The 24,341-nt window shown below is 74.1% G+C and carries 28 protein-coding genes; 18 read left to right on the top strand and 10 right to left on the bottom strand.

What is annotated here, in order from left to right:
- Positions 1 to 13: 13 nt before the first annotated feature.
- Positions 14 to 685 (top strand): transglycosylase SLT domain-containing protein, encoded by a 672-nt coding sequence (locus CG736_RS25315; RefSeq protein WP_232734165.1) that lies wholly within the window; start codon positions 14 to 16, stop codon positions 683 to 685.
- Here the strand turns inward: CG736_RS25315 and CG736_RS25310 are convergent.
- Both CG736_RS25310 and CG736_RS25305 read right to left on the bottom strand, forming a co-directional pair.
- Entirely contained in the window at positions 675 to 1,748 is a 1,074-nt protein-coding gene (locus CG736_RS25310) for a protein kinase (RefSeq protein ID WP_100588475.1), read from the bottom strand. The two genes, CG736_RS25315 and CG736_RS25310, sit on opposite strands and share 11 nt — an antisense overlap.
- An 84-nt stretch (positions 1,749 to 1,832) precedes the next feature.
- Positions 1,833 to 2,291 (bottom strand): MarR family winged helix-turn-helix transcriptional regulator, encoded by a 459-nt coding sequence (locus CG736_RS25305; RefSeq protein ID WP_100588474.1) that lies wholly within the window; start codon positions 2,289 to 2,291, stop codon positions 1,833 to 1,835.
- 154 nt (positions 2,292 to 2,445) lie between these two features.
- Between CG736_RS25305 and CG736_RS25300 the strand changes: the two genes are divergently transcribed.
- From CG736_RS25300 to CG736_RS25290, 3 genes are all read left to right on the top strand, one after another.
- Positions 2,446 to 3,024 carry an EF-hand domain-containing protein gene (locus CG736_RS25300; protein ID WP_100588473.1) on the top strand — a complete coding sequence of 193 codons (579 nt, stop codon included), beginning with the start codon at positions 2,446 to 2,448 and terminating at the stop codon, positions 3,022 to 3,024.
- A 78-nt stretch (positions 3,025 to 3,102) separates the two neighbouring features.
- A complete protein-coding gene (locus CG736_RS25295; protein WP_100588472.1) occupies positions 3,103 to 3,732 on the top strand; it encodes a Clp protease N-terminal domain-containing protein in 630 nt (209 codons plus the stop codon).
- 84 nt (positions 3,733 to 3,816) lie between these two features.
- Positions 3,817 to 4,545, top strand: a complete 729-nt coding sequence (locus tag CG736_RS25290) for a VIT family protein (protein WP_100588471.1) — start codon at positions 3,817 to 3,819, stop codon at positions 4,543 to 4,545.
- Between the two features lie 88 nt (positions 4,546 to 4,633).
- On the opposite strand, the gene CG736_RS25285 is transcribed toward CG736_RS25290, so the two are convergent.
- Positions 4,634 to 5,731 carry a chemotaxis protein gene (locus CG736_RS25285; protein ID WP_100588470.1) on the bottom strand — a complete coding sequence of 366 codons (1,098 nt, stop codon included), beginning with the start codon at positions 5,729 to 5,731 and terminating at the stop codon, positions 4,634 to 4,636.
- 178 nt (positions 5,732 to 5,909) lie between these two features.
- Positions 5,910 to 6,356, bottom strand: a complete 447-nt coding sequence (locus tag CG736_RS25280) for a DUF2809 domain-containing protein (protein WP_157815726.1) — start codon at positions 6,354 to 6,356, stop codon at positions 5,910 to 5,912.
- Between the two features lie 116 nt (positions 6,357 to 6,472).
- Between CG736_RS25280 and CG736_RS25275 the strand changes: the two genes are divergently transcribed.
- Positions 6,473 to 7,003, top strand: coding sequence for a 2'-5' RNA ligase family protein (locus tag CG736_RS25275; protein WP_100588468.1), 531 nt, complete (start codon positions 6,473 to 6,475; stop codon positions 7,001 to 7,003).
- Positions 7,004 to 7,133: 130 nt separating this feature from the next.
- A complete protein-coding gene (locus CG736_RS25270; protein WP_100588467.1) occupies positions 7,134 to 7,910 on the top strand; it encodes a methyltransferase domain-containing protein in 777 nt (258 codons plus the stop codon).
- A gap of 83 nt (positions 7,911 to 7,993) precedes the next feature.
- Here CG736_RS25270 and CG736_RS25265 read toward each other — a convergent pair whose 3' ends face one another.
- Positions 7,994 to 8,395: a pyridoxamine 5'-phosphate oxidase family protein gene (locus CG736_RS25265; RefSeq protein ID WP_100588553.1), complete on the bottom strand. Its 402-nt coding sequence runs from the start codon at positions 8,393 to 8,395 to the stop codon at positions 7,994 to 7,996.
- Positions 8,396 to 8,530: 135 nt separating this feature from the next.
- On the opposite strand from CG736_RS25265, the gene CG736_RS25260 reads away from it, so the two are divergent.
- The 7 genes from CG736_RS25260 (at position 8,531) to CG736_RS25230 (ending at position 13,921) form a co-directional block, all read left to right on the top strand.
- Complete coding sequence (locus CG736_RS25260; protein ID WP_369880455.1) at positions 8,531 to 10,027, top strand: DUF2252 domain-containing protein; 1,497 nt, start codon at positions 8,531 to 8,533, stop codon at positions 10,025 to 10,027.
- A gap of 48 nt (positions 10,028 to 10,075) precedes the next feature.
- Positions 10,076 to 10,582: a GNAT family N-acetyltransferase gene (locus tag CG736_RS25255; RefSeq protein ID WP_100588466.1), complete on the top strand. Its 507-nt coding sequence runs from the start codon at positions 10,076 to 10,078 to the stop codon at positions 10,580 to 10,582.
- A gap of 83 nt (positions 10,583 to 10,665) precedes the next feature.
- On the top strand, positions 10,666 to 10,980 hold the full coding sequence (locus CG736_RS36510) for a hypothetical protein (protein WP_157815725.1): 315 nt from the start codon (positions 10,666 to 10,668) through the stop codon (positions 10,978 to 10,980).
- Positions 10,981 to 11,064: 84 nt separating this feature from the next.
- Positions 11,065 to 11,865: an ATP-grasp domain-containing protein gene (locus CG736_RS25245; RefSeq protein WP_232734164.1), complete on the top strand. Its 801-nt coding sequence runs from the start codon at positions 11,065 to 11,067 to the stop codon at positions 11,863 to 11,865.
- A 53-nt stretch (positions 11,866 to 11,918) separates the two neighbouring features.
- Complete coding sequence (locus CG736_RS25240; RefSeq protein ID WP_100588463.1) at positions 11,919 to 12,323, top strand: RidA family protein; 405 nt, start codon at positions 11,919 to 11,921, stop codon at positions 12,321 to 12,323.
- A 156-nt stretch (positions 12,324 to 12,479) separates the two neighbouring features.
- Entirely contained in the window at positions 12,480 to 13,691 is a 1,212-nt protein-coding gene (locus CG736_RS25235; protein WP_232734163.1) for a cytochrome P450, read from the top strand.
- Positions 13,688 to 13,921 (top strand): ferredoxin, encoded by a 234-nt coding sequence (locus tag CG736_RS25230; RefSeq protein ID WP_100588461.1) that lies wholly within the window; start codon positions 13,688 to 13,690, stop codon positions 13,919 to 13,921. Before CG736_RS25235 ends, CG736_RS25230 begins: the two co-directional genes overlap by 4 nt.
- A 151-nt stretch (positions 13,922 to 14,072) precedes the next feature.
- Here CG736_RS25230 and CG736_RS25225 read toward each other — a convergent pair whose 3' ends face one another.
- Positions 14,073 to 14,705, bottom strand: coding sequence for an AAA family ATPase (locus CG736_RS25225; RefSeq protein WP_100588460.1), 633 nt, complete (start codon positions 14,703 to 14,705; stop codon positions 14,073 to 14,075).
- A gap of 224 nt (positions 14,706 to 14,929) precedes the next feature.
- On the opposite strand from CG736_RS25225, the gene CG736_RS25220 reads away from it, so the two are divergent.
- A complete protein-coding gene (locus tag CG736_RS25220) occupies positions 14,930 to 15,667 on the top strand; it encodes an alpha/beta hydrolase (protein ID WP_100588459.1) in 738 nt (245 codons plus the stop codon).
- Between the two features lie 78 nt (positions 15,668 to 15,745).
- Here CG736_RS25220 and CG736_RS25215 read toward each other — a convergent pair whose 3' ends face one another.
- On the bottom strand, positions 15,746 to 16,276 hold the full coding sequence (locus CG736_RS25215; protein WP_232734162.1) for a hypothetical protein: 531 nt from the start codon (positions 16,274 to 16,276) through the stop codon (positions 15,746 to 15,748).
- An 11-nt stretch (positions 16,277 to 16,287) separates the two neighbouring features.
- Positions 16,288 to 17,727 carry an FAD-binding oxidoreductase gene (locus CG736_RS25210; protein WP_198520604.1) on the bottom strand — a complete coding sequence of 480 codons (1,440 nt, stop codon included), beginning with the start codon at positions 17,725 to 17,727 and terminating at the stop codon, positions 16,288 to 16,290.
- A gap of 160 nt (positions 17,728 to 17,887) precedes the next feature.
- On the opposite strand from CG736_RS25210, the gene CG736_RS25205 reads away from it, so the two are divergent.
- Positions 17,888 to 18,340, top strand: a complete 453-nt coding sequence (locus CG736_RS25205) for a hypothetical protein (protein ID WP_100588457.1) — start codon at positions 17,888 to 17,890, stop codon at positions 18,338 to 18,340.
- Between the two features lie 52 nt (positions 18,341 to 18,392).
- Here the strand turns inward: CG736_RS25205 and CG736_RS25200 are convergent, their stop codons facing one another.
- Positions 18,393 to 18,716, bottom strand: coding sequence for a helix-turn-helix transcriptional regulator (locus tag CG736_RS25200; RefSeq protein WP_043907255.1), 324 nt, complete (start codon positions 18,714 to 18,716; stop codon positions 18,393 to 18,395).
- Between the two features lie 177 nt (positions 18,717 to 18,893).
- On the opposite strand from CG736_RS25200, the gene CG736_RS25195 reads away from it, so the two are divergent.
- Together CG736_RS25195 and CG736_RS25190 are read left to right on the top strand one after the other, a co-directional pair.
- Complete coding sequence (locus tag CG736_RS25195) at positions 18,894 to 20,075, top strand: MFS transporter (RefSeq protein ID WP_100588456.1); 1,182 nt, start codon at positions 18,894 to 18,896, stop codon at positions 20,073 to 20,075.
- 279 nt (positions 20,076 to 20,354) lie between these two features.
- The gene (locus CG736_RS25190) at positions 20,355 to 21,134 is read left to right on the top strand and encodes a leucine-rich repeat domain-containing protein (RefSeq protein ID WP_232734161.1); all 780 of its coding nucleotides are present in this window, start codon (positions 20,355 to 20,357) and stop codon (positions 21,132 to 21,134) included.
- A 66-nt stretch (positions 21,135 to 21,200) separates the two neighbouring features.
- Here the strand turns inward: CG736_RS25190 and CG736_RS25185 are convergent, their stop codons facing one another.
- Positions 21,201 to 21,761 carry a hypothetical protein gene (locus CG736_RS25185; protein WP_232734160.1) on the bottom strand — a complete coding sequence of 187 codons (561 nt, stop codon included), beginning with the start codon at positions 21,759 to 21,761 and terminating at the stop codon, positions 21,201 to 21,203.
- A 261-nt stretch (positions 21,762 to 22,022) separates the two neighbouring features.
- Here CG736_RS25185 and CG736_RS25180 point away from each other — a divergent pair, with 261 nt between their 5' ends.
- On the top strand, positions 22,023 to 24,338 hold the full coding sequence (locus CG736_RS25180; RefSeq protein WP_369880449.1) for an FdhF/YdeP family oxidoreductase: 2,316 nt from the start codon (positions 22,023 to 22,025) through the stop codon (positions 24,336 to 24,338).
- Positions 24,339 to 24,341: the final 3 nt, after the last annotated feature.

Here is a 24,341-nt window from a genome sequence, read left to right as displayed (position 1 = left end):
AGGAGGCCCGGCGGTGGCGGAGCGCGGCGCGAAATGGCCGTGGGCGGTGCTGGCCCTGGCGGTGCTCGGCATCTGGCTGTACGAACGCGGCGGCGACTCCGCGGCCCCGGCGGCCGGGGCCCCGCCCGCCGCCTCCGCCCCGGCCCCGTCGGCGGGCACGCCCTCGCCCGACTCCTCGTCGACGCCGCGCGGCTCGGCCGACTACTCGCCGCCGCGGTTCGTCCCGGAGGTGCGCAAGTACGCCGCCGAGGCGGGGGTCGACCCGCAGCTGGTGATGGCGATCCTGTTCAACGAGTCGTACAAGCCGCACGGGCCGGACGTCGAGCGGGCCTGGCAGAAGATGAAGCCGGAGGCCTCGTTCGGCATCGCCAACATGCACCGCGCCGCGTATGAGGAGTGCCGCCGCAACCGGTCGTTCGCCGCCCGGCCGTGGGAGGACCTGCCGGACGATCCGGCGCTGGCGGTGCAGGCGGCGGCCTGGCACCTGCACGACCTGGGGGCCCAGCTGCCCGCGAAGTGGGCGGGGTCGTACAACCGGAACGAGCTGATGGCGCTCGGCTACAACACGGGCGCCGGCAACATGCTGGCGTTCGCGCGCGGCGCGAACCCGGGCCCGGAGGCCCGGTCGTACCTGGACCGGCTGCACGACAACTGGGCGAAGTCCGGCGAGCTCGTCAAGGCCTGACGGCTCGCCGGTCGGTCGCCGCCCGTTCGAGTTCGGCCCGCGGGTAGGGCGTGAGCTTGCTCTCCCCCAGCAGGCGGCGGTGGAACCCGTCCAGCGCCATGGCGGTCGGGGCGTGCCGGTCGAGCAGGGTGGCGGCGGGTCCGGGCACGGTGGCGGGGCGGTGTCCGGCGAGCCAGGCGCGCAGGAAGTCGGTGCGTTCGCGCTCGCCGCGGTAGCGGTCCAGCAGGTGGTGCTGGAGCAGGTGGGCGGCGGTGTAGTGCCGATCGTAGCCGCGGTGGTCGGCGAGGAAGCGGTGCTCGGCCGGGGTGAGGTCGAAGCGTTCGGCGAGGGCGAGGCCGAAGTCGGCGAACGCGATCAGGCGGCCGTCGGTGAGCACGTTCCGGAAGTGCGCGTCGAAGTGCAGGAAGCCGCGTTCGTTCATGAACCGGGTGCCGCGGGCCAGTTCCTCGGCCGCCCACAGCTGCGGGGCGCCGGTGCGGTCGGGATGGTCGTGGAGCCAGTCGGCGAGGGTGTGCGGCAGGTGTTCGAGGAACAGCACCAGGCTGTGCGAGGCGCCGGCCAGCGCCTCCAGCCGCCTGCGGACGGCCGGGTGCCCGTCCCAGTGGGCGACGGCGCCGTCGACTCCGCCGAACTCGTCCATGAAGCCGGTCGGCGGGGTGTCGGGCAGCACGCGCCAGTGGTGCATCAGCGGGAAGCCCTCGTAGGCGCCGTCGAGCACCCAGTGGGTGGTGAGGGTGTGGGCGGCGAGCTCGCGCCAGGCGCCGAAGCCGGTGGAGCCGATGCCGTACTGGTAGAACCCGGGCAGCTCGAACAGGTTGGCGGTGCTGCGGACGTGGGCCGGTTCGAGTTCCAGGTCGGTGAGCGGCACCCGTTTGACGAAGACCCGGGTGCCGTCGACCTCCACCGCGCCCGCCCGGCCGCCGATCCCGGCGGCGACGGGCCCCGACCCGCCCGCGGCGTCGAGCAGTTCGCCCAGCTGCCGGTCGCCGAGCAGGGCGAGCGTGGTGGCGACGCGCCCGTGGGTCCTGATCCGGGTGTCGGTCGGATCGTCGGCGTGACGCATCGGCAGCTCCCGGGCACGGCGGTGTGGTCCGTCCGACCCTACCGCCGGGCGACCGGCGGGCGGCGGGCGGCGGGCGGCGGGCGGTCAGTGGTGCCAGGCCCGGCCGCCGGTGTTGTGGATGAACCGCTGCAGGACCTTCATCGTGGTCAGGTACTCCTCGTCGGAGATGTCCCGGTGCCGTTCGGCCCACAGTTCGTCCTGGCGGGCGGCGGCCTCGGTGAACAGCGCCCGGCCCCCGGGTGTCAGGGCGAGCAGGCCGTCGGCGGACTGGGTGACCCAGCCGCGTTCGACGGTCAGGTCGATCTCGGCCTCCATCGCCTCCGGCCCGGCGTCGAGGTAGCCGCTCAGCAGGTCGGAGATCTCGGTGCGGCTGCGCGGTTCGGTGGCGTGCGCGAGCTGGGCGAGCACCCACCACTGCGGCTGCGTGGTGCCGAGCTCGGCCAGCGCCCCGCGGGTGCGGGTGACGACGGCGTTGTAGGCCGCCCAACTCCAGTACCCGATGGGCTGCTTGATCAGTTCGGCGTCGCTGTGCGTGTACTCCATGGCCGGGTCCTCCCCTGGTCTCAGGTCGATGCGGCCGAGCCTAGAAGTTCAAGTCGGCTTGAGGTCAAGCGCCGATCACACCCTCCGTGCCCCGCCCGTTGACGCGGCCCCTAAACTGACTCTCCGTCAATTCATTGCCAGCGGAGGGTCATCAGTGTCCGAGGACCTGCTCATCGCCAAGATCAGCCACGGCTTCGACCACCTCGACGCGGACGGCGACGGCCTGCTCACCGAGCAGGACCACGTCCTGATGGGCCAGTCGGTGGCGCGTTCACTGGGCCACCCGGCCGGGTCGCCGCAGGAGAAGCGGGTGGTGGACGCGTACCTGACGATCTGGCGCGAGGTGCACCTGCCCCAACTGCCCGACGGGGCACGGGCGATGAGACGGGCGCAGTTCCTGGAGTCGACCGCGGCGCTGGCCGACGATCCGGCGGCGGCCGAGGCGGCGCTCGGCGGGCTGGCCCGGGCGTTCCTGGCGGTGGCGGACGCGGACGGCAACGGGGTGGTGGACCAGGACGAGTTCTTCCTCTTCCAGCGCGGCCACTTCCCGCAGCTGCGTCGCGTCGACGCCGACACCGCGTTCGCGCACCTGGACCGGGACGGCGACGGCGCGCTGTCCCCGGCGGAGTTCGTCACCGCGATCGTCGAGTACTGGACCAGCAGCGATCCGCAGGCGCCGGGGAACTGGTGGACCGGCAGCCCGCAGGGCAATCCGGACCCGACCACGCTCTGATGGCACTGCGGTGAGCCGCCGTTGACCATTCCTCGGCCGGTTTGACCGGGCGGCGGAGCCCCGGGCAGCCTGGTGGACATGACAGATCTGGATCTTGCGGGGTGGGTGGCCCGGGTCGACGCCGAGACGGCCGGGACCCCGGACGTCGAGCGGATCGCGTACGCGCACCGGCTGGCACGGGAGTTGACCGAGCTGGGCCACCGACTGGTGGAGCACTGCCTCGCGACGGCGGGCCCGGCGGGGGCGGCCGGCGCCCGCTCCGAGGAGGCCCAGGCGGCGGAGGACGAGACGGACGCGCTGCTGGACGAGGCCCGGCAGCGGGCCCGGCTGCTGGGCCACCGCGAGACCAACACCGGCCACCTGCTGCTGGCGCTGACGGCGGCCGACGGCACGGCGCCCGCGGTGCTCGCGGGCCTGGGCGTGTCGCAGCAGGCGTGGGAGTCCGCGCTGGTGCAGGCCTGGGAGGACCACGCCTGGCCGCTGCCGCCGGTGCCGCGCGGCGAGTTCCCGCCGTTCGCCGCGGGCGCGGCGCGGGTCCACCAGCGCCTCGCCGACCCGTCGGCCGGGGCGGGCCTGCTCACCGAGCGCCTGCTGCTGGCCGTCCTGGAGTCGGATGCCTCGGGACCGGGCCGTCTCGCCCTGCACACCTTGGGCCTGACCACCCGCCAGGTGCACCGCGAGCTGACCCGCCGGCTGTCCGCCGCCTAGAACTCCGCACCTCCTCGCGACGCGCTCCCCGGCGTCCCGCCGCCGCTGCGGGTCTGTCGGGCGGTCGGCGGGCAGACTGGGGTCATGACGGCTTCTCAGGGGCAGGGCCCGATCGAGCACGGTGAGGCGCACAGCGGTGCGCTGGGCGACCGGTTGAACTGGCTGCGGGCAGCAGTGCTGGGCGCGAACGACGGCGTGGTGTCGACGGCAGGCCTGGTCGTGGGTGTGGCGGGTGCGAACGCCACCTCCACCGAACTGCTGACGGCGGGTCTGGCGGGCCTGCTGGCGGGCTCGCTGTCGATGGCGGCGGGCGAGTACGTGTCGGTGAGCACCCAGCGGGACGCCGAGCAGGCGGCGCTGGCCATGGAGCGGCGGGAGCTGCACCTGACGCCGGAGGCGGAGCTCGCCGAACTGGCCGGCCTGTACGAGGCGAAGGGCCTGGACCCGGAACTGGCGCACCAGGTCGCGGTGCAGCTCACCGCGCACGACGCGCTGGCCGCCCACGCGGAGACCGAACTCGGCATCGACCCCGAGGCGTTGACCGATCCCTGGCACGCCGCGTGGGCCTCCTTCGCCGCGTTCACGGTGGGCGCGCTGCTGCCGCTGCTGGCGATCGTCCTGCCGCCGCCCACCCACCGCGTGTGGATCACGGTGGTCGCGGTCCTGGCGGCCCTGGTGGTGACGGGCTGGGCGAGCGCCCGCCTCGGCGGCGCGGACCCGCGCCGGGCGGTGCTGCGCAACGTCCTGGGCGGCGGCATCGCGATGGGCGTGACCTACGCGGTCGGCACGATCCTCGGGGCGTCCACGGGCTGAGAGGCGAGCACAACCGGGGGCTGCACCGTCAGGGGCGCGTGGCGGTGCCTCCCGGGGGATGCCCTCCACGCGCCCCTGTTTCGCAGCGTCAGTAGCGCAGGTCCGCCGCGATCCGCCCCGCGTCCGAGAGGGTCCCGTCCGGGACGAAGCTGACCTTGGCGCCCGCGTCCAGCGCGCGTTCGATGACCTCGTCGACGATGTCCTCGCGGGCGCCGGGCTGGTCGGCCTCGGCGGGCACCAGGTGGTCGCCGTCGTCGCGGACGGTGGTGCGGAAGTTCTCCTCGACGACCAGCAGGGCGATCCGGCCCTCGCCGACGGTCTGCCAGACCTCGTCCAGGCCGGCCGCGAAGGCCTTGCGGCCGCGCGCCTTGTCGAGCTGCGCGAGCGCGTCGGAGATCTCCTGGTCGGCGTGGGCGCGGACGGCGGGTTCGACCACCTGGCGGACGGTCTCGGCGCCGCCCTGGGCGAGGCCGCCGTGCGGGAGCTGCGCGCTGGATTCCTTGGCCATCGGGCCGACGGCGTCCAGCAGGGCGAGCGCGGGCGCGTCGCCGACCACGTAGAGCGGGCGGGGGTCGGCGGCGAGCACCTTGCCGATCTCGGTGTCGGCCTGCCGGAGGAACGTCTTGGTCTCCTCGTCGCGGAAGGTGCTGGGGGTGTCGCCGATCTGCTCCTGGCGTTCCGGGTCGGGGTTGTCGTACTCGCGGACCAGCGGGAAGCCGTACGCCTTCTCCTCGGTGACGCGTTCCTGGGTGCCGCCCCACAGCACCACCCGGTCGGCGGCGACGGCGAGCACCCAGTGCGGGCGTTCGGCGATCTGCGCGGCGACCAGGTTGCGGGTCAGGAAGGTGTCGGACAGGACCACCCGGGCGGGGGCGGTACGGCCGAGTGACCACACCTGGTGTTCGCCGGGCGCGGCGAGGATCGCCAGGCCGTCCTCGGCGTGCACCAGGTCGACCTCGGTGAGGGCCTTGTCGAGCTGTCCCAGGACGTCGATCCGGACGGCGCGGTCGACCGCGGGGTCGTTCTGGACCCGTTCCTTCGCCTCGGCCACCAGGTTGCGCAGCCGGACCGGGTCCTGCGCGTTGTCCGGCTCCCGCCGGTGCGTGGGCATCAGGATCGACACCGCCGGGTACGGGCGCGGCCGGCGCAGCTCGGCGAGGACGGCGGGGCTGAGGGCGGGGTACATGGAGACCCTTTCCGAAGGCGGTTCGGCCTTCTGTGCGTGGACGCGCGAAGCCTGGTTCTGCTCCCGAATGTCCCAAATGTACCCATCTGCCCTCGGGCGCGTCGTACCGCGCGCCCGCCCGACACGCCGCGCTTGCCCCGGCCGTTGCCCGACCTGCCGCTACCCGACCTACCCGCCGCTACCCGACCTGCCGGGCGCGCCCCGCCGCCGGGCGGCGGGCTGTCCGACGGGCGATCCGCCGGGCGAGGCGGCGCGCGGCGAGGTGGGCCGCAACGGCGGCGAGTGCGCCGAGGGTGTAGCCGAGCAGGTCGGAGGCGTCGAAGGTGGTGCCGAGGGCGAGCCGGGCCAGTCGGCTGCGGGCGGCGAGCGACTCGGGGACGCCGGTGAGCTGGAACAGTTCGACGGCCCAGCCGGCGGCGAGCGCGGCGGCGCCGGCCGTCCACGGCCGCAGGCGCGGCGCGGCGGCCATCAGCAGCGTGTGCAGCAGCGCGGTGTAGAGCGCACCGCCGAGCAGCGCCCCGGCGGCGGCCGGCAGCAGGCCGGGGACGACCAGACCCGACCCGAGGACCGCCACGGCGGCCGACACCCAGCCGGCCCGGGCCTTCCACCCCTCCCGACGGTCCATCAGTTCACTGCCGCTCAAGGGTCGGTGCGGCGGGGACGGGTCAACGGTGCGCATCCGGACAGCCCATCACACGGGGCGCTCACGGGTACGGCCGGGGCGGGCCTTACCGTGGGGGGATGCGGACCATCGAGTTGACCTGTGCACCGGCGCTGGACCGGGCGGTCCGGACGGTGTGGCGGCAACTGGCCGACGGCGGGGTGGATTCGTTGGCGGACCTTCCGCATCCGGCGCACCGGCCGCACCTGACCTTGGCGGCGTGCGGCGCGATCGAGCCGGAGCGGCTCGCCGAGCTGGGTGAACTGCTGGCGGGCGCGCTGCCGTTGGAGGTGCGGTTCGCCGGTCTGCTGTCGTTCGCCGCGCGCAGCCGGCGACGGGTGCTGACCTGGGGCGTGGTGCCGAGCCCGGCGCTGGTGGAGCTGCACCGCGAGGTGTGGCGCCTGCTGGCATCCGCACCGGATCCCGATCCGCGGTATCTGCCCGGCCGTTGGATGCCGCATCTCGGTCTGACCCGTCGCCTGGAGCCGGCCGCGCTCGCGCAGGCGCACGAACTGCTGGGCCGTCACCCCGACTTGACGGGAACCTTCGACGCGGCGCGGACGTTCGACTCGGAGACCCGGCTCACCGTCCCACTGCCGTCGGGTTCCTGAGGCCGGTCCCGCCGGGGCCGGGAGCGCGCCGCCGCTCCCCCGTCGACCTCCCTGGCCTCCCCGGCGTACGCCCCTTGTCCTGGGGGAAGACGCTTCCCCTGGCGGGTCCGGGTTTGATTGACTTCCGGTCATGACCTCCCGTGTGTTCGAGACCGTGCCGCCCGACCCGATCGCCTACCTGGATCGACTGGCCGTCTCGGATCCGGGTCTGCACTACAAGGCGACGATGCTCACGGCGCTCGCCGCCGAACGCGGTCACACGGTGGTGGACCTGGGGTGCGGCCCGGGCACGGATCTGGCGGCGCTGGCCGAGGCGGTCGGCGCGGAGGGCTCCGTGTACGGGGTGGACCACGACCGGGAGGCGGCGGACGCGGCCACCGACCGGACGGCGCACCTGTTCCAGGTCGCGGTGCGGCTCGCCGACGTGCACGATCTGCCGATGGCGGACGCGAGTTGCGACCGGGCACGGGCCGACCGCGTGCTGCAGCACGTCGCGGAGCCGGCGCTCGCCCTGCGCGAGGCCCACCGGGTGCTGCGCCCCGGTGGCCTGCTGGTGCTGGGCGAGCCGGACTGGGGGACCTTGACGGTCGATCACCCGGAGCCGTCGCTGACGGCCGCGTACACCCGGTACGTCACCGACCATGCGGTGCGCAACGCCCGGATCGGCAGTCAACTGCCGCGGCTGGCGGCCGAGGCCGGGTTCGAGGTGGTCGACGTCCACCCGCTGACTCCGGTGTTCCGCGAGGTGGCCACCGCCGACCGGGTGCTCGGCCTGCAACGGGTCACCCGCCGCGCCGTCGCGGCCGGCTACCTGTCCGCTTCCGACGCCGACCGCTGGCTGGCGCATCTCGCCGCCGGCCCGTTCCTGGCCACCGTCACCTTCCACGTCGTCACCGCCCGGGCCTGACGGCCTCCGGACCGCCGGCCCGGGCCAGAAGACGCCCAAGCCCGAAGACGCTCAAGCCCGAAGACGCCCAGGCCCGAAGGCGCTCAGGCGCGGCCGAGGGCCCGGTCGACGGTGATCTCGATGACCACCCGCTCGGGGTTCTCGCGCGGCTGCCGGTAGCGCTCGGCGTAGCGGCGTTCGGCGTCGGCGACCGAGGCGGCGTCCTGGCGGATCACGGCGCGGCCTTCCAGGGTGGCCCACCGGGCCCGGTCGACCTGGCAGATGGCGACCCGCTGCCCGGCCTCGCCGGCGGCCAGCACGTTGCGGACCTTCCGGCTCTCCCTGCTGCTGATGACTCGCGCGATCCCGGTCCCGGGGTCGAAGGTCGCGCCGACGGGCACGACGTGCGGGCTGCCGTCGGGGCGCAGCGTGGTGAGCGTGCACAGGTGGTAGTCGCGCCAGAAGGCGAGGTACGCGGGGTCGAGGTTGTGGATGTCGTGTGCCATGTCGGCATGGTACGGCCGGGTGTTCGGCAGCCGGCGACGGACCCGCCCGGCGGGGGTGCGGGCCGGGCCGGGTAGCGTCACCGCTGGTGGGGGCGGTCCCTGTCGGGTGTGGCGCGGTGGCGGAGGGAGTCCGGGGTGTCGGCGGTGGAGGTCGGGGAGGGCGGGCAACTTTCCTCGTTCGCACGGGAGTTCACGGTGGACGGGTTCGCGGGGGAGGGTTCGGCGTTCCCGGGCCGGGAGCCGGCCGGGCAGTGGGCGGAGGTGGATCCGGTGCTGTCGGCGGAGGGCCCGAAGCGGCGCGGGAAGCTGCTGCGCGAACAAGTGCCGCTGGAGTCGCACGCCCTGCTGGTTTCGTCGGCGGCGCGGCCGGAGGTGGTGGCGGCGGTGGAGTCGGCGAACGCGGGCCGTCTGCCGCAGCTGGTGCCGCTGCGGGTGGGGCGGATGGCGGCGTCGCCGTTCGCGTTCCTGCGCGGTTCGGCCGGCCTGATGGCGCACGATCTGGCGACCACGCCGGTGAGCGGTGTCACGGCGCAGCTGTGCGGGGATGCGCACGCGGCCAACTTCGGCCTGTACGGGGATGCCCGGGGCCGGTTGGCGTTGGACCTGAACGACTTCGACGAGACGGTGCCCGGCCCGTGGGAGTGGGACCTGAAGCGGCTGGTGGCGAGCCTGGTGCTGGCGGGCCGACAGCTGGGCGCGGACGAACCCGCCTGCCGCCGGGCGGCGTTCGACGCGGCGGCGACGTACCGGCGGACGATGCGGCGGTTGGCGAAGCTGCCGGCGCTGGACGCGTGGAACGCCTGGGACGCCATCGCGGACCACCAGTTGGTGGAGTTCGCCGGCGCGCACGAGCTGAGCGAGGTGCTGGCGGCGGTGTCGGCGAAGGCGCTGCGCAACACCGGCGTGAAGTTCGCGGCCCGCTCCACCGTCCGTACCGAGGACGGGGGTTGGCGGTTCACGCCGGCCCCGCCGATCCTCGCCGAGCTGACGGACCGTCAGGCCCGTTTGATAGCGGACTCGCTGGCCTCGTACCGGCACACGGTGCCGGCGGAGCTGCATCCGCTGCTGGCCCGGTTCCGGGTGCAGGACGTGGCGTTCCGGGTGGTCGGCACGGGCAGTGTCGGCACCCGCTCGTACGTGGTGCTGCTGACGGACCGCCGGGGCGGGCCGCTGGTGCTCCAGGTGAAGGAGGCCCGCCCGTCGGTGCTGCTGCCGCACCTGGTGCGGGCCGGGTTCCCGGTACCGGCGGAGGGCGGGCACGAGGGCCGCCGGGTGGTGCTCGGGCAGAAGCGCATGCAGGTGGTGTCGGATCCGCTGATGGGCTGGACCACCGTGGCCGGACTCCCCTACCAGGTACGCCAGTTCCGCAATCGCAAGGGCAGCGTGGATCCGGTCGCCCTGACGCCCGACCAGTTGGACGACTACGGTCGGCTGACCGGCGCCCTGCTGGCCCGGGCCCACGCCCACACCGCCGACGCGGCCCTGATCGCCGGCTACTGCGGCAAGGACGACCGACTGGACGAGGCCCTGGCCGCGTTCGCCGTCGCCTACGCCGACCGCTCCGAGGCCGACCACGCGGCCCTGCTCGCCGCGATCCGCTCCGGCCGCCTCGCCGCCGAGCCGCCGGCCTGACGGAACCGGGCGTCGGGGCCGGGCGTCGGGGCCGGGCACAATGGGCGCATGAAGGTACGAACGGTGCAGGTCGCGGAACTGTCGGTGCTTCAGGAGATCGAGCGGGCCGCCGGCCGGTGGTTCCACCAGGTGGGGATGGCGGAGATCGCGGAGGACGAGCCGCTGTCCGTCGAGGAGTTGACGCGTTTCGTCGAGGCGGGGCAGGCCTGGGTGGCGGTGGACGACGAGGACCGTCCGGTGGCGTACCTGATCGCCGAGCGGGTGGACGACGCGTTGCACGTGGAGCAGGTGTCGGTGCATCCGGACGCGGCACGCCGGGGCGTCGGGCGGGCGCTGCTGGAGCACGCGGCGGAGGTGGCGCGGGCGGAGGGGCTGCCCGCGCTGACGCTGACGACGTTCGCCGAGGTGCCGTGGAACGCGCCGTACTACGAGCGTTGCGGGTTCCGGCCGGTGCCGGAAGACCTGCTCGGGCCGGAGTTGCGCGAGGTGCGGGCGCGGGAGGCGGCGCACGGACTGGACCGCTGGCCGCGGCTGGCGATGCGCCGTACCCTCTGAGCCACCCGGTGGCCCGCCCGGCCGCCGGTGGCTGGCACACCGTCCCGGGGCACGGGGCGGCCGGACGCGGGAGGGGACCGAGCATGGCCGTCGAGGGTCGAACGGCACGGCTGCTGGTGGACGACGGTGGTGGTTCCGCGCCGGAGTTGACGGTGGAGCCGTGGACGGACGCCTGCTGGATTCCACCGGGTGGGGTGTTCGCGTTGGTCGCCCCCGCGCCGGACGAGGGCGGCCCGTGGGCGGGCCCGCTCCGCCCGCACGAGCTGTTCTCGGTCGCTCGTCGGCCGGATCCGGTCACGGTGCGGCCGCACGGCGCCTGCCAGCACCCGACCGACGGGGCGGGCGCGCCGGTCGACGCCGGCGACTGGGACTGCCCGGAGCGTCCGCCCGCCTGCTGAGCCCGGTCAGGCCCGCTCCGACGAACCTCCCGACCGGGTAAGTCCCCTGGCCAGGAGGCCTGTCGACACGTCATGATCGCCGCCATGACCACTTCCACCACCGCCACTCTGCTGCTCGCGCCGCGGATCGACGAGACCGGCCTGCAGCTGCGCACCGCCGCGGGCCGGCGCGGCCTGCGGGCGTTCACGGCGGCCTCCTGGCGGGCGCCGCAGGAGCTGAGCGGGCAGCAGGTCCACCTGTACGGCGGCCCGCTGTTCGCGGACGCGGTCGGCGGGGCGCTCGGGCTGGGCCTGCTGGAGCCGTCGGCCGACTGGCTGTCCGCGCTGCCCCGTGAACTGACGGGTCGCACCGTCGAGTTGACGACCCTCGCGGCGGCCCGCCGGCTGTCCGGGCCGGCCTTCGTGAAGGCCCCGGCGGACAAGCACTTCGCGGCCCGGGTGTACGACCGCGGCGGCGACCTGCCGGGCCCGGAACTGCTGGACGGCGACGTGCCGGTGCTGGTCAGCGAGGTGGTGCGATTCGCCGTCGAGTACCGGTTGTTCGTCCTGGACGGCGCGGTGCGGGCGGCCTCTTGCTACTCCCGCGACGGCGAACTGTCCTTCGGCGCACCGGAGTCGGACGCCCAGGAGCTGTCGGTGTTCGCCGCCGAGGTGCTGGCGGCCGCCGCCGAGTGCGCGCCGCTGCCGAGCGCGGCGGTGGTGGACGTCGGCCGCACGCCCGGTGGTTGGGCGGTGGTGGAGGCCAACGCGGCCTGGGCGAGCGGTGGTTACGCGTGCGACCCGGACGCGGTGCTGGACGTGGTGCTGCGGGCGGCCGGCCCGCTCGGCCGACTCCCCGGCAGCGACCGGCCGTTCCTGCGCGAGCTGCCGCAGGTCGAGGACTGACGCGGCCCGAATCGGGGTGCGCCGGGCGGCCCGGCTGGGCGAGGATGATCGCCATGAGCTCCTCGCACCTCACCCACATCACCGAGCCGCCGGGTGTCGCCCCGGCCGCCAACTACACCCACGTGGTCGCCGCCACCGGCCGGCTGGTCCAGGTCTCCGGCCAGGTCGCCCTCGACGAGCAGGGCCGGGTGGTCGGCGACGGCGACCCGCGGGCGCAGGCCCGGCAGGTGTTCGCGAACCTGGACCGCTGCCTGACGGCGGCCGGTGCAGGCTTCGCGGACGTCGTCAAGCTGACCATTTTCGTCACCGACATCGCGTACCTTCCGGCGGTCCGGGAAGCCCGCGAGGCGTACGTCGACCCGGCGCGGCTGCCGGCGAGTTCGGCGGTGCAGGTGGTGGCGCTGTTCCGGCCCGACCTGCTGATCGAGATCGAGGCGCTGGCCGTCGTCGCTCCCTGACGACCCCTCACTCCGTCGAACCAATTTCCGTTTCCTGCCCACCAGTTGGGATTCCATGGGTGGCTGGTTTCCATGCTGCTGCGGGGCCGGTGCACCGCATACGGTCGGGAGTGGCTGCCGGTCGGCAGCCGGCAGCCACTCGCCAGGAGGACCGAATTGACCACCGCCGCGCACCCCGAGGCCCCCGACGCGCAGCCGCTGGTGCCCCTGCACTGCCTGCTGCACGCCGAGCCCGGCCCGCCGAGGCAGGCGGCGCTGCCGACCGGCACCCCGGTGTGGGTGCTGAGCCGGCACGCGGACGTCCGGCAGGCGCTGGCGCACCCCGGATTCGGCCGGGCCACGCTGCACGCGCCGGACGCGCCGCCGCTGACGCTGACGCCGAACATCCTGGACGACCCGGCGTCGATGCTGAACAGCGACGGCCCCGACCACCAGCAGATCCGCCGAACCGTGCAGCGCGCGTTCACGCCCCGCGCGATCGAACGCTGGCGACCCTGGGTGGACGGCGTGGTGCGGGAGTTGGTCGACGAGCTGGCCGCCTCCGGCTCGCCCGCGGACGTGGTCGACGCCCTCACCAAGCCGCTGCCGGTGCGGGTGATCAGCCGGCTGATGGAGCTGGAAGGGCTGGACATCGACCGGCTCGGCCACTGGAGCGACCACGCGCTGTCCACCACGGCGTACACCGCGGACGAGATCCGCACCGCCATCCGGGAGTTCAGCGAGTTCGGCTACCAGCTGGTGGTGGCCCGCCGCGAGAACCCCGGCGAGGACCTGGTGAGTTCGCTGGTGCAGGCCGCCGACCAGACCGGCGGGGTCACCGAGGAGCAGCTGACCTCGCTGACCATCGGCCTGGTGATCGCCGGCCACGAGACCACCATGACCAGCTTCGGCAACGCGCTGGTGTACCTGCTCGACCCGCAGCACGCGGACGCCTGGCGGCGGGTCGGCGAGGACCTGTCGGCGGCGACCGCGGCCACCGAGCAGATCCTGCGCACCGTCCCGCTCGGCGACCGCACCTCCGCGCCCGGGCTGCTGCGCCGGGCCGTCGCCGACGTGGAGATCGGCGGGGTGCTGATCCCCGAGGGCGCGATCATCGCCTGCGACGCGGGCTCCGCCAACCACGACCCGGCCGTCTACCCGCCGGGCCCGGCCGACCTGTTCTCCCCCCTCGGCGTCCCGTCCCTGACCTTCGGCGCCGGCCCGCACCACTGCCTCGGCGCCTGGCTGGCCCGGATGGAACTCGAACTCGGCCTGCACCACCTGGCCCGCGTCCTCCCCGACCTGCGCCTGGCCGCCCCCGTCGAGGACATCGCCTGGCGCACCGGCCTGCTCACCCGCAGCCCCCTGCGTCTGGACGTGGCCTGGTGAGCCCCGACCCGGTCGTCGTCACGGTCGACCAGACCCGCTGCATCGGCAGCGGCCTCTGCGCCCGCACCGCCCCCGACGCCCTCGCCCTCGGCCCCAACGGCCGGGCCACCCCCGTCCACCCCACCGCCAACCCTTCCCACACCCTCACCGAGGCCGCCGAGATGTGCCCCGTCGAGGCCATCGCCGTCCACCACGCCACCACCGGCGAACTCCTCGCCCCCATCTGGTGACCGCTCTCCGACACCGGCCCTGGGCGCTGTCCCCGGCGGCCGGTGTCGGTGCGCCGCCTGCCGGATCGGCTCGCCCCGCTCGCGCCCGCCGCCCGGCGGAACCCGCGCCGGATCGGCCCTCGCCGACCCGCAGTCCCGCTTCGAGGTCCGCTCAGTCGAGGCGCAGGTGGCGGATCTTGACGGCGGCTCGGCGGAGGGTGGCGCGCAGGGCGGTGTCGGTGTCGGGCGCGGGGTGCAGACCGGCGAGGTGGGCGATGCGGTCGGCGGCCTGGGTGATGGTCAGTCGGTCGGTGTACAGGTGGGTGGCGAAGGCGGGGTCCGCGAGGCGGCGCAGGCTGTCGTCGAGGCGGCCGACGGCGAAGCTCTCGCCGCGTGCCGGCGCGGGCAGCCCGGCGAGGCGGCGCAGGTGGTGCACGGGTTCGCGTTCGGCGAGGCGGCGCAGCACCGTGGCGCGGTCGGCGAGCAGGGTGAAGTGCCGTACGTCGTGGCCGAGTTCGCGCAGGCGGCCGACGGTCCCGGCGAAGTGTGCGGGCTCGGTGACGGTCATCGGGACGATCACCGGGCCGGGGTGGCGCCGGACGGCGAGGTCGAGCATCTCGACGGTCCCGGTGCGCCATGCGGCCAGGTCCTGGAAGTCGCCGCGGAGCGCGGGCGGCAGCATGCGGTGCAGGCCGAAGCCGAGTTGTTCGGGGTCGCAGACGGCGGCGCCCGGCAGTCGGCGGGCCAGGTTGTGGGCGGTCTGCGTCTTGCCGCCGCCGAACGGTCCGTTGATCCACACCAGCACGGTCCTCGCCTCCGGTTGTCGTCCGAGGTCCCGCACGGCCGGCGGCCGAAAAACCGTTTGGCGCAGCGGCGAGGCCACTGCTAGGTTTCCGGAGGCCGTGCGAGAGAACGTGGAGGTGGTACCCGTGAACGCAATATCGACGTGGGTGCTCCCCTCCGGGGTCACGGTCGGACGATAGGTCGTCCGGGAGCGCCGTTTCAACCGCACTCCCGAAAGGCACGACCGTGCACTTCACTTCCGAGCAGCGCCACGACGACGGCGTCCTCGAACGCGAATTCACCCTCGGCGAGATCCCCGGCATCCTCTGGACGCCGGCCGTGACGTCCGCACCGGCGCCGCTGATCCTGATCGGCCATCCCCCGCTCGGGCTGCGCCGGATGTACCCCCGGCTCGCGGCGCGGGCCCGCCACTACGCGGCCGAGTACGGCTTCGCCGCGGCCACCGTCGAACTCCCCGGCAGCGGTGAGCGGCCCCTCCTGCCCGCCGTCGAGCAGGCTCGCGCGAGCCTGCGCCGGGCGCTGGCCGCAGGCGAGCCGGTCGGCGACGAGATCGTCGACGCACTGGTGCTGCCGCTCGTCGAGCAGGCCGTCCCGGAGTGGCAGGCCGCCCTGGACGCCTGTCTGTCGCTGCCCGAGGTCGGCGGCCCGGTCGGCTACGAGGGGGGTGTGATCTCCATCGGCATCCGGCTGGCGGTGGTCGAGCCGCGCATCGCGGCCGCCAACCTGTTCGCCGGGAGTTTCGTGCCCGGGGCGATGTTCGAGGAGGCCCGCCGGGTCACCGTCCCGCTGCAGGTCCTGCTGCAGTGGGACGACGAGGGCAACGACCGGCAGGCTGCCCTGAACCTGTTCGACGCCTTCGGCTCCGAGGAGAAGACCCTGCACGCCAACATGGGCGGGCACACCGGCGTCCCGCACTTCGAACTCGACGCCGGCGCGCGCTTCTTCGCCCGGCACCTGAAGTGATGCCGGTCCGTCGGTAGCCGGCGCCGGCCGGGCCGCCCCTCGTCGGGGGCCCGGCCGGCGCCCCGGACCGGCGGTCGCTCACACCGCGGGCTCGCGGCGCGCCCGTCGCCACGCGTCCTCGAATTCGTCCCGGCCGATCTCCAGCGCCGCGTACTGCGGGTCGTAGAGGTCGGACGGCGGGTTGAACAGCCAGTCCTCGACGGTCGTCCTGATCGCATCGCCGTCGGCGCGGAGCTCGATCTGGCGCACGCGCCGCCCGTCCGGCCCGAGCTCGTCCAGGTAGACCTCACCGTCCTCGCCTTCCGGCGAGCGCAGATAGACCCGGTCCCGCCCCACCAGGGCGCCGAACCCGGGCTGCCCGCGCTGGGCGTCCCGCGTGGCGCGGAAACTGGTCAGCGGATTCGGCTCCGGGTCGTCGAGGTGGATCTCCGCCACGCTCCACGTCTCGACGCGTTTCACGAGGTCCGGTTCCGTGACCACCTCGACCTCGGCGCACGCCTCGACGATCTCCTGGGCCGAGCCCGCCCACACCCACCACCACAGACCCCCCATGCCGTAGTCGTGAAGGACCAGGTGCCGCGTCTTCCCGCCCTCGTTCAGCCTGTTCACAGCCCGTGAGCCTACCTCGGCGACGCACCGGCCCGCCGAGGTGGGACGGCCTGCGGGAAGTCGAAGAACCCGTCCGGGTCGTAGGCCGCCTTGACGGCGACGAGCCGCGGGAGGTTGGCCCCGTAGTAGGCCCGGGCGTAGTCGTCGAGGTACGGGTCGGCGTAGTTGACGTACGCGCTGTCACCGGCCCACGGACGCATCGCGCGCCGCAGGCCCCGCAGCCAGCGGGCCGCCCGGTCCAGGGCGGCGGCCGGGGTGCCGGGGTCGAACATGCAGTGGTACTGCGCGGAGAACAGCGCGTCGCGGTGGACGAACGCGGTGGCGTCGGGCGCCACCCGGCCGACGGCCCCGCGCAGGCTGTCCAGCAGGACGTAGCCCGGTCCGCCGTCCGCCGCGCGGCGGGCGACGGCGGCGACCAGCGCGCGGATGCCCGCGGCCGGCAGGTGGACCGGGAAGAAGTTGGACGCCGCGACGAACGGCGGCCGGTCGAGCACCGCGTCCGGTGTCCGGCCCGTCAGGTGGAGTTGCGAAACGGTGCCCTGACTGCCCGTCATCGACATGATCATCTCCCGGTACGAGATGACCTCGCTGCGCTGCTCGACCGGCTCGATCCCCACGGCGGCGACCAGGGTGTCGGCGACGTCCGGCCCGTCACCGAGGACGTACAGGCTCACCGCGACCGTGCACCCGCCGGTCGGCTCGGCGCTCAGCCCCAGACAGGACCACTCCTCGTCCGGGCGGGTCGGCGCCCAGCGCTGCCAGGCGTCCACCACCCGGGCCGCATCGCGCCAACTCCATTGCAGCGAAGCCCTGGTCACCTCGGTCGTGGGGTGCGTCCGGAAGGTGAACCCGGTGACCACCCCGAAGTTCCCGCCCCCACCACCGCGTAACGCCCAGAACAGCTCCGGCTCACGCTCCGCCGAACACTGCCTGATCCGGCCGTCCGCGGTCACCACCACGGCGGAGACCAGCCGGTCGCACGTCAACCCGTAGGCCCGGCACACCGATCCGAGCCCGCCGCCGAGCGTCAACCCGGCGATGCCGACGGTCGGACAGCTCCCCGCCGGAATGCTCAGGTTCTCGGCGAGCAGCGCGTCGTAGGCGTCGATGAGCAGCGCACCGCCGCCGATCGTCGCCGTCCCGGCCCCGGTGGCGACGGCGTTCATCCGCCCCAGGTCGAGGGTGATCCCCGGGCTGGTGGACCACCCCCCGTAGCTGTGGCTCCCGCTGCGGGCCGCCAACGGCAGCCCGTGCCGCCGGGCGAAGGCCAGCGTCTCCCGCACGTCCTCGACCCCCTGCGCGAACACCACCGCCCGCGGATGCACCTCGAACCGGGAGTTGTACGGCAGCCGGGCCACCCCGTACCCCTCCTCCCCCGGCCGGAGCAGAGTGCCGTCGAGCCCACGGGCCAGGCCGGACCAGTCGGTTGAGGTCGTACGCGTCTGATTCATCCTGCCGATTGTGAGGCCGCACCACCCGTGGTGACCAGGGGGCGGGTGGGACGGACGCCCTATGCTCGCTGGCATGCGGAGACCGTCGGCACAGGAACCGTTCCCGAGCCCGACGGTGCGCTTCGCCCACCGTCAACAACGAGGAACGGGACCGGACTTGATGAACACCAGCGGGCAGGCCGCGGTCGCCCTGGCAGTGGCGCTCCGCGATGCCCACTTCCGCCTGAAGGCACTGGCCCGCGCCTGGGAGGAGAACGCCCCCGCCGGCGCGGTGCACGGGCGCCGGCCGCTGGGCCCGGCCTGGCAGTACTCGGACCGGCCGGACGAGGCCTCCTACACGGACGGCCTGCTGATCGAGCTGGCGGACGACCTGACGCTGCTCCTCCACGTCTCCGTCGACTTCGGCGCCGCCGGCACCGACCTGCAGGCCACCGTCGCCGTCGAGGACGGCGAGGGCAACGTCGAGGAGCTGCTGTGCACCGGGCCCGAGGAGTACCCGGAGAGCGCCGAGGACCTGGCCGCCGCGATCGGGCAGTGCCTGGCCCGGCTCGAACGCCTCGATCCTTCGGGGGTGATCGGCGCGCGGCGACACCCGGGCGCCGTGCGGTCCTGAGAGGCCGCGCCCGGACCGGGAGCGCGGCGAAGCGTGCCCGCGGCCCGGCCGGTCAGGAGGCCGCGGCCGGGAGGAGTGCGTCGAGCAGGCCGGGGAACCGGGCGTCGAGGTCGGTGCGGCGCAGGCTGACGAAGCGGTTGCGGCCGGCCACCCGGGTGGTGGTGACGCCCGCTTCGCGCAGGACGCGCATGTGGTGGGAGACGGTCGACTTGTGGAGGTGGTCCAGGCCGAGGCCGTGCGGGTCGCAGGAGTGTTCGGCGCCGTCGGCGTAGCTGAGCAGCAGGGTCATGCGCACGGGGTCGCCGAGGGCGTGCAGGACGGTGACGAGGTCGATGTCTGCGGTGGCGGGCTGGGGAAGCCGCTCGGTGTCGCTCATGGTGGCGCGTGCTCCTCGGGGCCGGGGCCGGGGTCGGGATCGGAATGGTTTGACAATCATCCACCCATCCTCGAATGTTTGACGAGCGTCCAACTGTTGCATGCATATCCAACAGAGCGTGCAGCAGTGCTGCCGCCCGCACGACGAACCGTTTCCTGCGCCCCGGGGGGCCTTCCCATGCCCGTACGCCTGCTCCTGCTCGCCCTCGGCACCTTCGCCGTCGGCACCGACTCGATGGTGGTGGCCGGCATCCTCGGCCCGGTCTCCGCCGACCTGAAGGTGTCGGTGCCGGCCGCCGGCCAGTTGGTCACCGTCTTCGCGCTCGGCTACGCGCTGCTGGCCCCGGTGCTGGCCACGTTCACCGCCCGCTGGCCGCGCCGGCGCCTGCTACTGACCGCGCTCGCGGTGTTCAGCGCGGCCAACGCGCTCAGCGCGCTCGCCCCCACGTACGGACTCCTGCTGGCCACCCGGGTGCTGGCGGCGGCCGGCGCCGCCCTCTACACGCCGACCGCCAACGCGGTCGCCACCACCCTGGTCGCCCCCGAGCGGCGCGGACGGGCGCTGGCCACCGTGCTCGGCGGGATGACGGTGGCCACCGCGCTGGGCGTGCCGCTGGGCACCTGGGTCGGGCGCACCGACTGGCGACTGACGATGTGGCTGGTCACCGCCCTCGGCCTGGCCGCGCTCGCCGGCCTGGCCCTCCTGCTGCGCGACCTGCCCTCCCCCGCCGCCGCCCCCACCCTGCGGGCACGCCTCGCACCGCTGGGCCGACCCCGGGTCCTCGGCGCGGCAGCCACCACGCTGGTGTTCTTCCTCGCCTTCCAGAGCGTCTACATCTACCTGGCCACCGCCGTCTCCGGCGCCACCGGCGGCGACAGCGGCCGACTGAGCGTGATCCTGCTGACCTCGGGCGTGATGTCGGTGGCCGGCAGCTGGCTGGGCGGACGCCTGGTCGACCGCCTCGGGGTACGCCGGGTACTGCTGACCGGCTCGGCGGCCGCGGCGGCCGCGTTCGCGGCCCTGCCGTGGCTGGGCCGCTCCATGCCGGGGGCCCTCGGGTACGCCCTGGTGGTCCCGCTCGCGGGCTGGGCCGTGTCGGTGGCCCTGCCGCACCGCCTGGCGTCCATCGACCCGGCCAACGCACCGCTGCTGATCTCCCTCAACAGCAGCGCCCTGTACCTGGGCACAGCAGCCGGCGGCGTCGCCGGTTCGGCGGCGATCGGCCTCCTGGGCGGCCGCTGGTTCCCGCTCGCGGCAGCAGCGCTCGCCCTGGCGGCATGCGCGGTGTCCGCAGCCACCACCCGCGACGAACGCACCCCCCGAACCCGAAACCCCGCCCCGGAACCCGCCCACGCCTGAACAGCACCCCGGCCTGCGATCAGCGCCGGCTGCGCCCGCCCGACCGCCCGAGCCTCGTCCACTGCGGCGCCACCTCCAACAGCGGCCTCAGGGGCGTCCACTGCCGGCAGTTCAGTACATCCGCCCTGCCGAGACTCGGTCGGCCACAGCCGGGACATGACCTGCCGCACCACACGCGTCACCGAGCTTCGACCAATCCGTCATGCGGCCGATCCAACCAGGCCACCGGGGCCCGCGCCCGGCCCGGGGCCGGGATTCGGTCGGCAGTAGGGTGCGGGGATGAGCACCGAGAAGTCACCGCACCTGTTTTCGAATCGCTTCGCCGGGATGGCCGGGGAAGTCGAGCAGCCGGTGGCCGACCGGTGCCGGTGCCTGGGGGCGGATCTGGACTGCCGGTCGGTGTGGTTCCATCCGGAGCGTCAGGACACGTCCGCGCCGGGGTGGTTGCGGCTGCTGGAGTTGATCGAGGAGGCGGCGGCGGACGGGCGGGAGGAGTTCGCGCCGCTGACGGAGATGTCCGCGGCGGAGCGGCGGCAGGTGGTGACGCTGCCGGCGAGCATCGGGACGCTGACCGAGGTGCGGAAGCTGGTGCTGTACCGGTCGAACCTGGTGCGGATACCGGCGGAGATCGGGGGGATGCGCCGCCTGGAGGTGTTCGAGCCGTACACCTCGTACCGGCTGCACTGGTTCCCGTACGAGCTGTCGCGGCTGCCCGCGTTGCGCGGCAGTACCGTCAGTACCCGCGCGCTGTACGGCAATGAGAAGTTCCGGCCGGGGTTCCCGGCGCTGGCGGAGCCGGTCGGCGGCATGGAGCCAGGGGCGCTGGACCCGGGCGTGTGGGGTGCGACGGAGGTACGGGCGTGCAGCGTCTGCGACGGCCCGGTCGCGGAACTCCGGCAGGCGTGGATCTCCCTGCACACCTCCGGCGCCGACGTGCTGCCCCTGCTGGTGAACGCCTGCTCGGACGCCTGCCTGGCGAACCTGCCGTCCCCGCCGGAGGACTACGTCCCGACCTGGCACCGCGGCGGACGGGACTTGGTGCAGCCGCCGGTGTGGTGACGGTCGGTCGGGCCGCCCGCGGCGGGCGCAGCAGTCAGTGGTCCCACCGCAGGCACAGGGCGTCGATCAGGGTGGTGGGGCCGACGACCCTGTTCGCCCACCGGTCGCAGTCCGTCCACGTCGGCCAACTGCGGTCCTGCGGCCACAGGTTGGCGGGGTGAAGTCCGACTCGGGGTGGTCGAGGAGCGCGGTGGCGTCGTCGAGGCGGGTGGTGACGACCTGTTCGGTCCGGAAGTCGGCGAGGCCCAGCGCCATCGGGCTGTGGTAGGCCGGGCAGGGAGTGTCGGGACCGGCGGGGCTGTGTGCGGTGAGGACGGCGATCAGCCGGTTCCAGGTGTCCCGGTCCAGGCTGCCTTCGGTGGGCCGGCGGATGTCGGCCGGCCGGCTGCCGTTCTCCGCCGCGGACGGGAAGCAGCGGAGGCCGGGCAGCATGCCCTCGGGCACCACGGGGTCGCCGAAACGCTCGGCGAGTTCGGCCCGGCGCAGGCGTCGCCGGCCCGGGCCGGAGTGTTCGGCGCGGCCGAGTCCGCCGCCGGTGCAGTCGGCCGGCGGGGCGAGGAGGGGCTCCCGGTCCTCACGGGTTGTCCGGCCGGGGTCGTCCTCGCGCTGGTACATGGCGTTCAGCACCCATGCGGCGTTCGGGCATCGCCGGCGCCGGAAACCCGGTCAGACCATCGTCCCGGCACAGGTCGACCAGCCGGTCGACCGCGCCGGGCGGGGCCGGCGGCCACGGTGCGGCGGTCGGCTGCGTTGCTTCGTTCGTGCCGTCGTTCCGGCCGCCGCCCGGGTGGTTCGCGGGGGCGGCCTGGCGTGGACGGCCGGCTCGGGCGGGCGGGGAAGGCAGGATCGACCGGGCTGTTGTCCTCTCGCCGAGCCAGGAGTGCCGCCGTGACCGCTACCGAGGAGCCGGCCCGGGCCGAGCCGCAGGAGGAACCGGACCGGGCCGAGCCACGGGTGGAGCCGTACAAGCATCCGGCTGCGGGGTGGGGCGCGGCGAAGTCGGTGACGCGGGTGCTGGCGCGGACGGGCGAGTGGGTGGACGGGCCGCGGGCGGTGCTGCGGATGAACCACGAAAACGGGGGGTTCGACTGTCCGGGCTGTGCGTGGCCGGACGACTACAAGGGCCTGCACCTGGACATCTGCGAGAACGGCATCAAGCACGTCACGTGGGAGATGACGCGCAAGCGGGTCGGGCGGGAGTTCTTCGCGGCGCACACCGTCACCGAGCTGTCGGGGTGGAGCGATTTCGCGTTGGAGGACCAGGGCCGGCTGACCGAGCCGATGGTGTACGACCCGGAGACCGACAAGTACCGGCCGATCGACTGGCAGCAGGCGTTCGAGCTGGTCGGCGGGGTGCTGCACGGTCTGGACGATCCGAACCGGGCGGCGTTCTACACGTCGGGGCGGCTGGGCAACGAGGCCACGTTCCTGTACCAGTTGCTGGCCCGTGAGCTGGGCACCAACAACCTCCCGGACTGCTCGAACATGTGCCACGAGGCGTCCGGGCGGGCGCTCACGGCCTCGCTCGGCACCGGGAAGGGCACCGCGGACCTGAAGGACTGGGAGGCGGCCGACGCGCTGTTCGTCCTGGGGGTGAACGCGGCGTCGAACGCGCCGCGGATGCTGACCGCGCTGGCCGACGCACACCGGCGGGGCGCGCAGGTGGTGCACGTCAATCCGCTGGTGGAGGCGGCGGCGACCCGGACCATCGTGCCGCACGAGTTCGCGAACATGGCGCTGATGCGCGCGACCGCGACCAGCACGCTCAACCTGCAGGTGCGGATCGGCGGGGACCTCGCGCTGCTGCGGGCGATGGCGAAGGCGCTGCTGGAGCAGGCGAGGCACGATCCGCGGGCGCTGGACGAGGAGTTCGTCGAGCGGCACACCACGGGGTTCGCGGCCTACCGGGAGCTGTGCGAGCGGACGCCGTGGGAGGAGTTGGAGCGGCAGAGCGGGCTGAGCCGGGCGCAGCTGCTGGAGGCGGCGCGGGTGTACCGGGAGGCGGACCGGTCGATCTTCTCGTGGTGTCTGGGGGTGACGCAGCACGAGCACGGGGTGGACACCGTCCGGGAGATCCTCAACGTGCTGTTGCTGCGCGGGAACCTGGGCCGGGAGGGGGCGGGGCCGTCGCCGGTGCGCGGGCATTCGAACGTGCAGGGCAATCGGACCTGCGGGATCGACCACCGGCCGGCGCCGGCGTTCCTGGACCGGTTGGCGAAGGTCTGCGGGATCGATCCGCCGCGCGAGCACGGGCTGGACACGGTGGGGGTGATCGGGGCGATGGCACGCGGCGAGGTGTCGGTGTTCGTCGGGATGGGCGGCAATTTCGCGATGGCCGCGCCGGACACCGAGTTCACCCACCGGGCGCTGCGCCGTTGCGAGTTGACGGTGCAGGTGTCGACGAAGCTGAACCGCAGTCATCTGGTGCACGGGCGGCGGGCGTTGATCCTGCCGTGTCTGGGCCGCACCGAGCAGGACCGACAGCGGGGCGGGGTGCAGGCCACCTCGGTGGAGGATTCGATGAGCATGGTGCACCTGTCGGTGGGCATGCGGAAGCGGGCGGCGTCCCCGCAGTTGCTGTCCGAGCCGGCGATCGTCGCGGGGATCGCGCGGGCGGCGCTGCCGGGGAGTGCGACGCCGTGGGAGTGGTACGTGGAGGACTACGACCGGATCCGCGACACCATGGCGAAGGTGCTGGACGGTTTCGAGGACTTCAACCGCCGGGTCCGGCTGCCGCTGGGGTTCCGGATCCGGCAGCCGGCCCGTGAGCTGGTCTTCCTCACCCCGTCGGGGAAGGCGGAGTTCTCCACCGCGCCGCTGCCGGACGTGCTGCCGGGCCCGGGGACGCTGGTGCTGGGCACGATGCGCTCGCACGACCAGTGGAACACCACCATCTACTCGGACGACGACCGCTACCGGGGCGTCAAGAACCTGCGCACGCTGGTGTTCATGAACCGTCAGGACATGCGGGCGCGCCGACTCGCCGAGTTCGACCCGGTCGACATCGTGGCGACCGCCCGGGACGGTTCGACCCGTGCGCTGCACGGCTACCTGGCCGTCCCGTACGACCTGCCGCGCGGCTGCGCGGCCGGGTACATGCCGGAGATGAACGTGCTGTGCGCGCTGGGCGACTACAGCAGCCAGAGCGATCAGCCGATCATGAAGCACCTCAATGTGACGATCAGCGCCGCCGCCACACCCTGACGA

Source organism: Kitasatospora sp. CB02891 (genome assembly GCF_002803145.1).
In the GTDB taxonomy this organism is placed as follows: domain Bacteria; phylum Actinomycetota; class Actinomycetes; order Streptomycetales; family Streptomycetaceae; genus Kitasatospora; species Kitasatospora griseola.
This window is presented reverse-complemented; position numbering and strand designations above follow the sequence as displayed.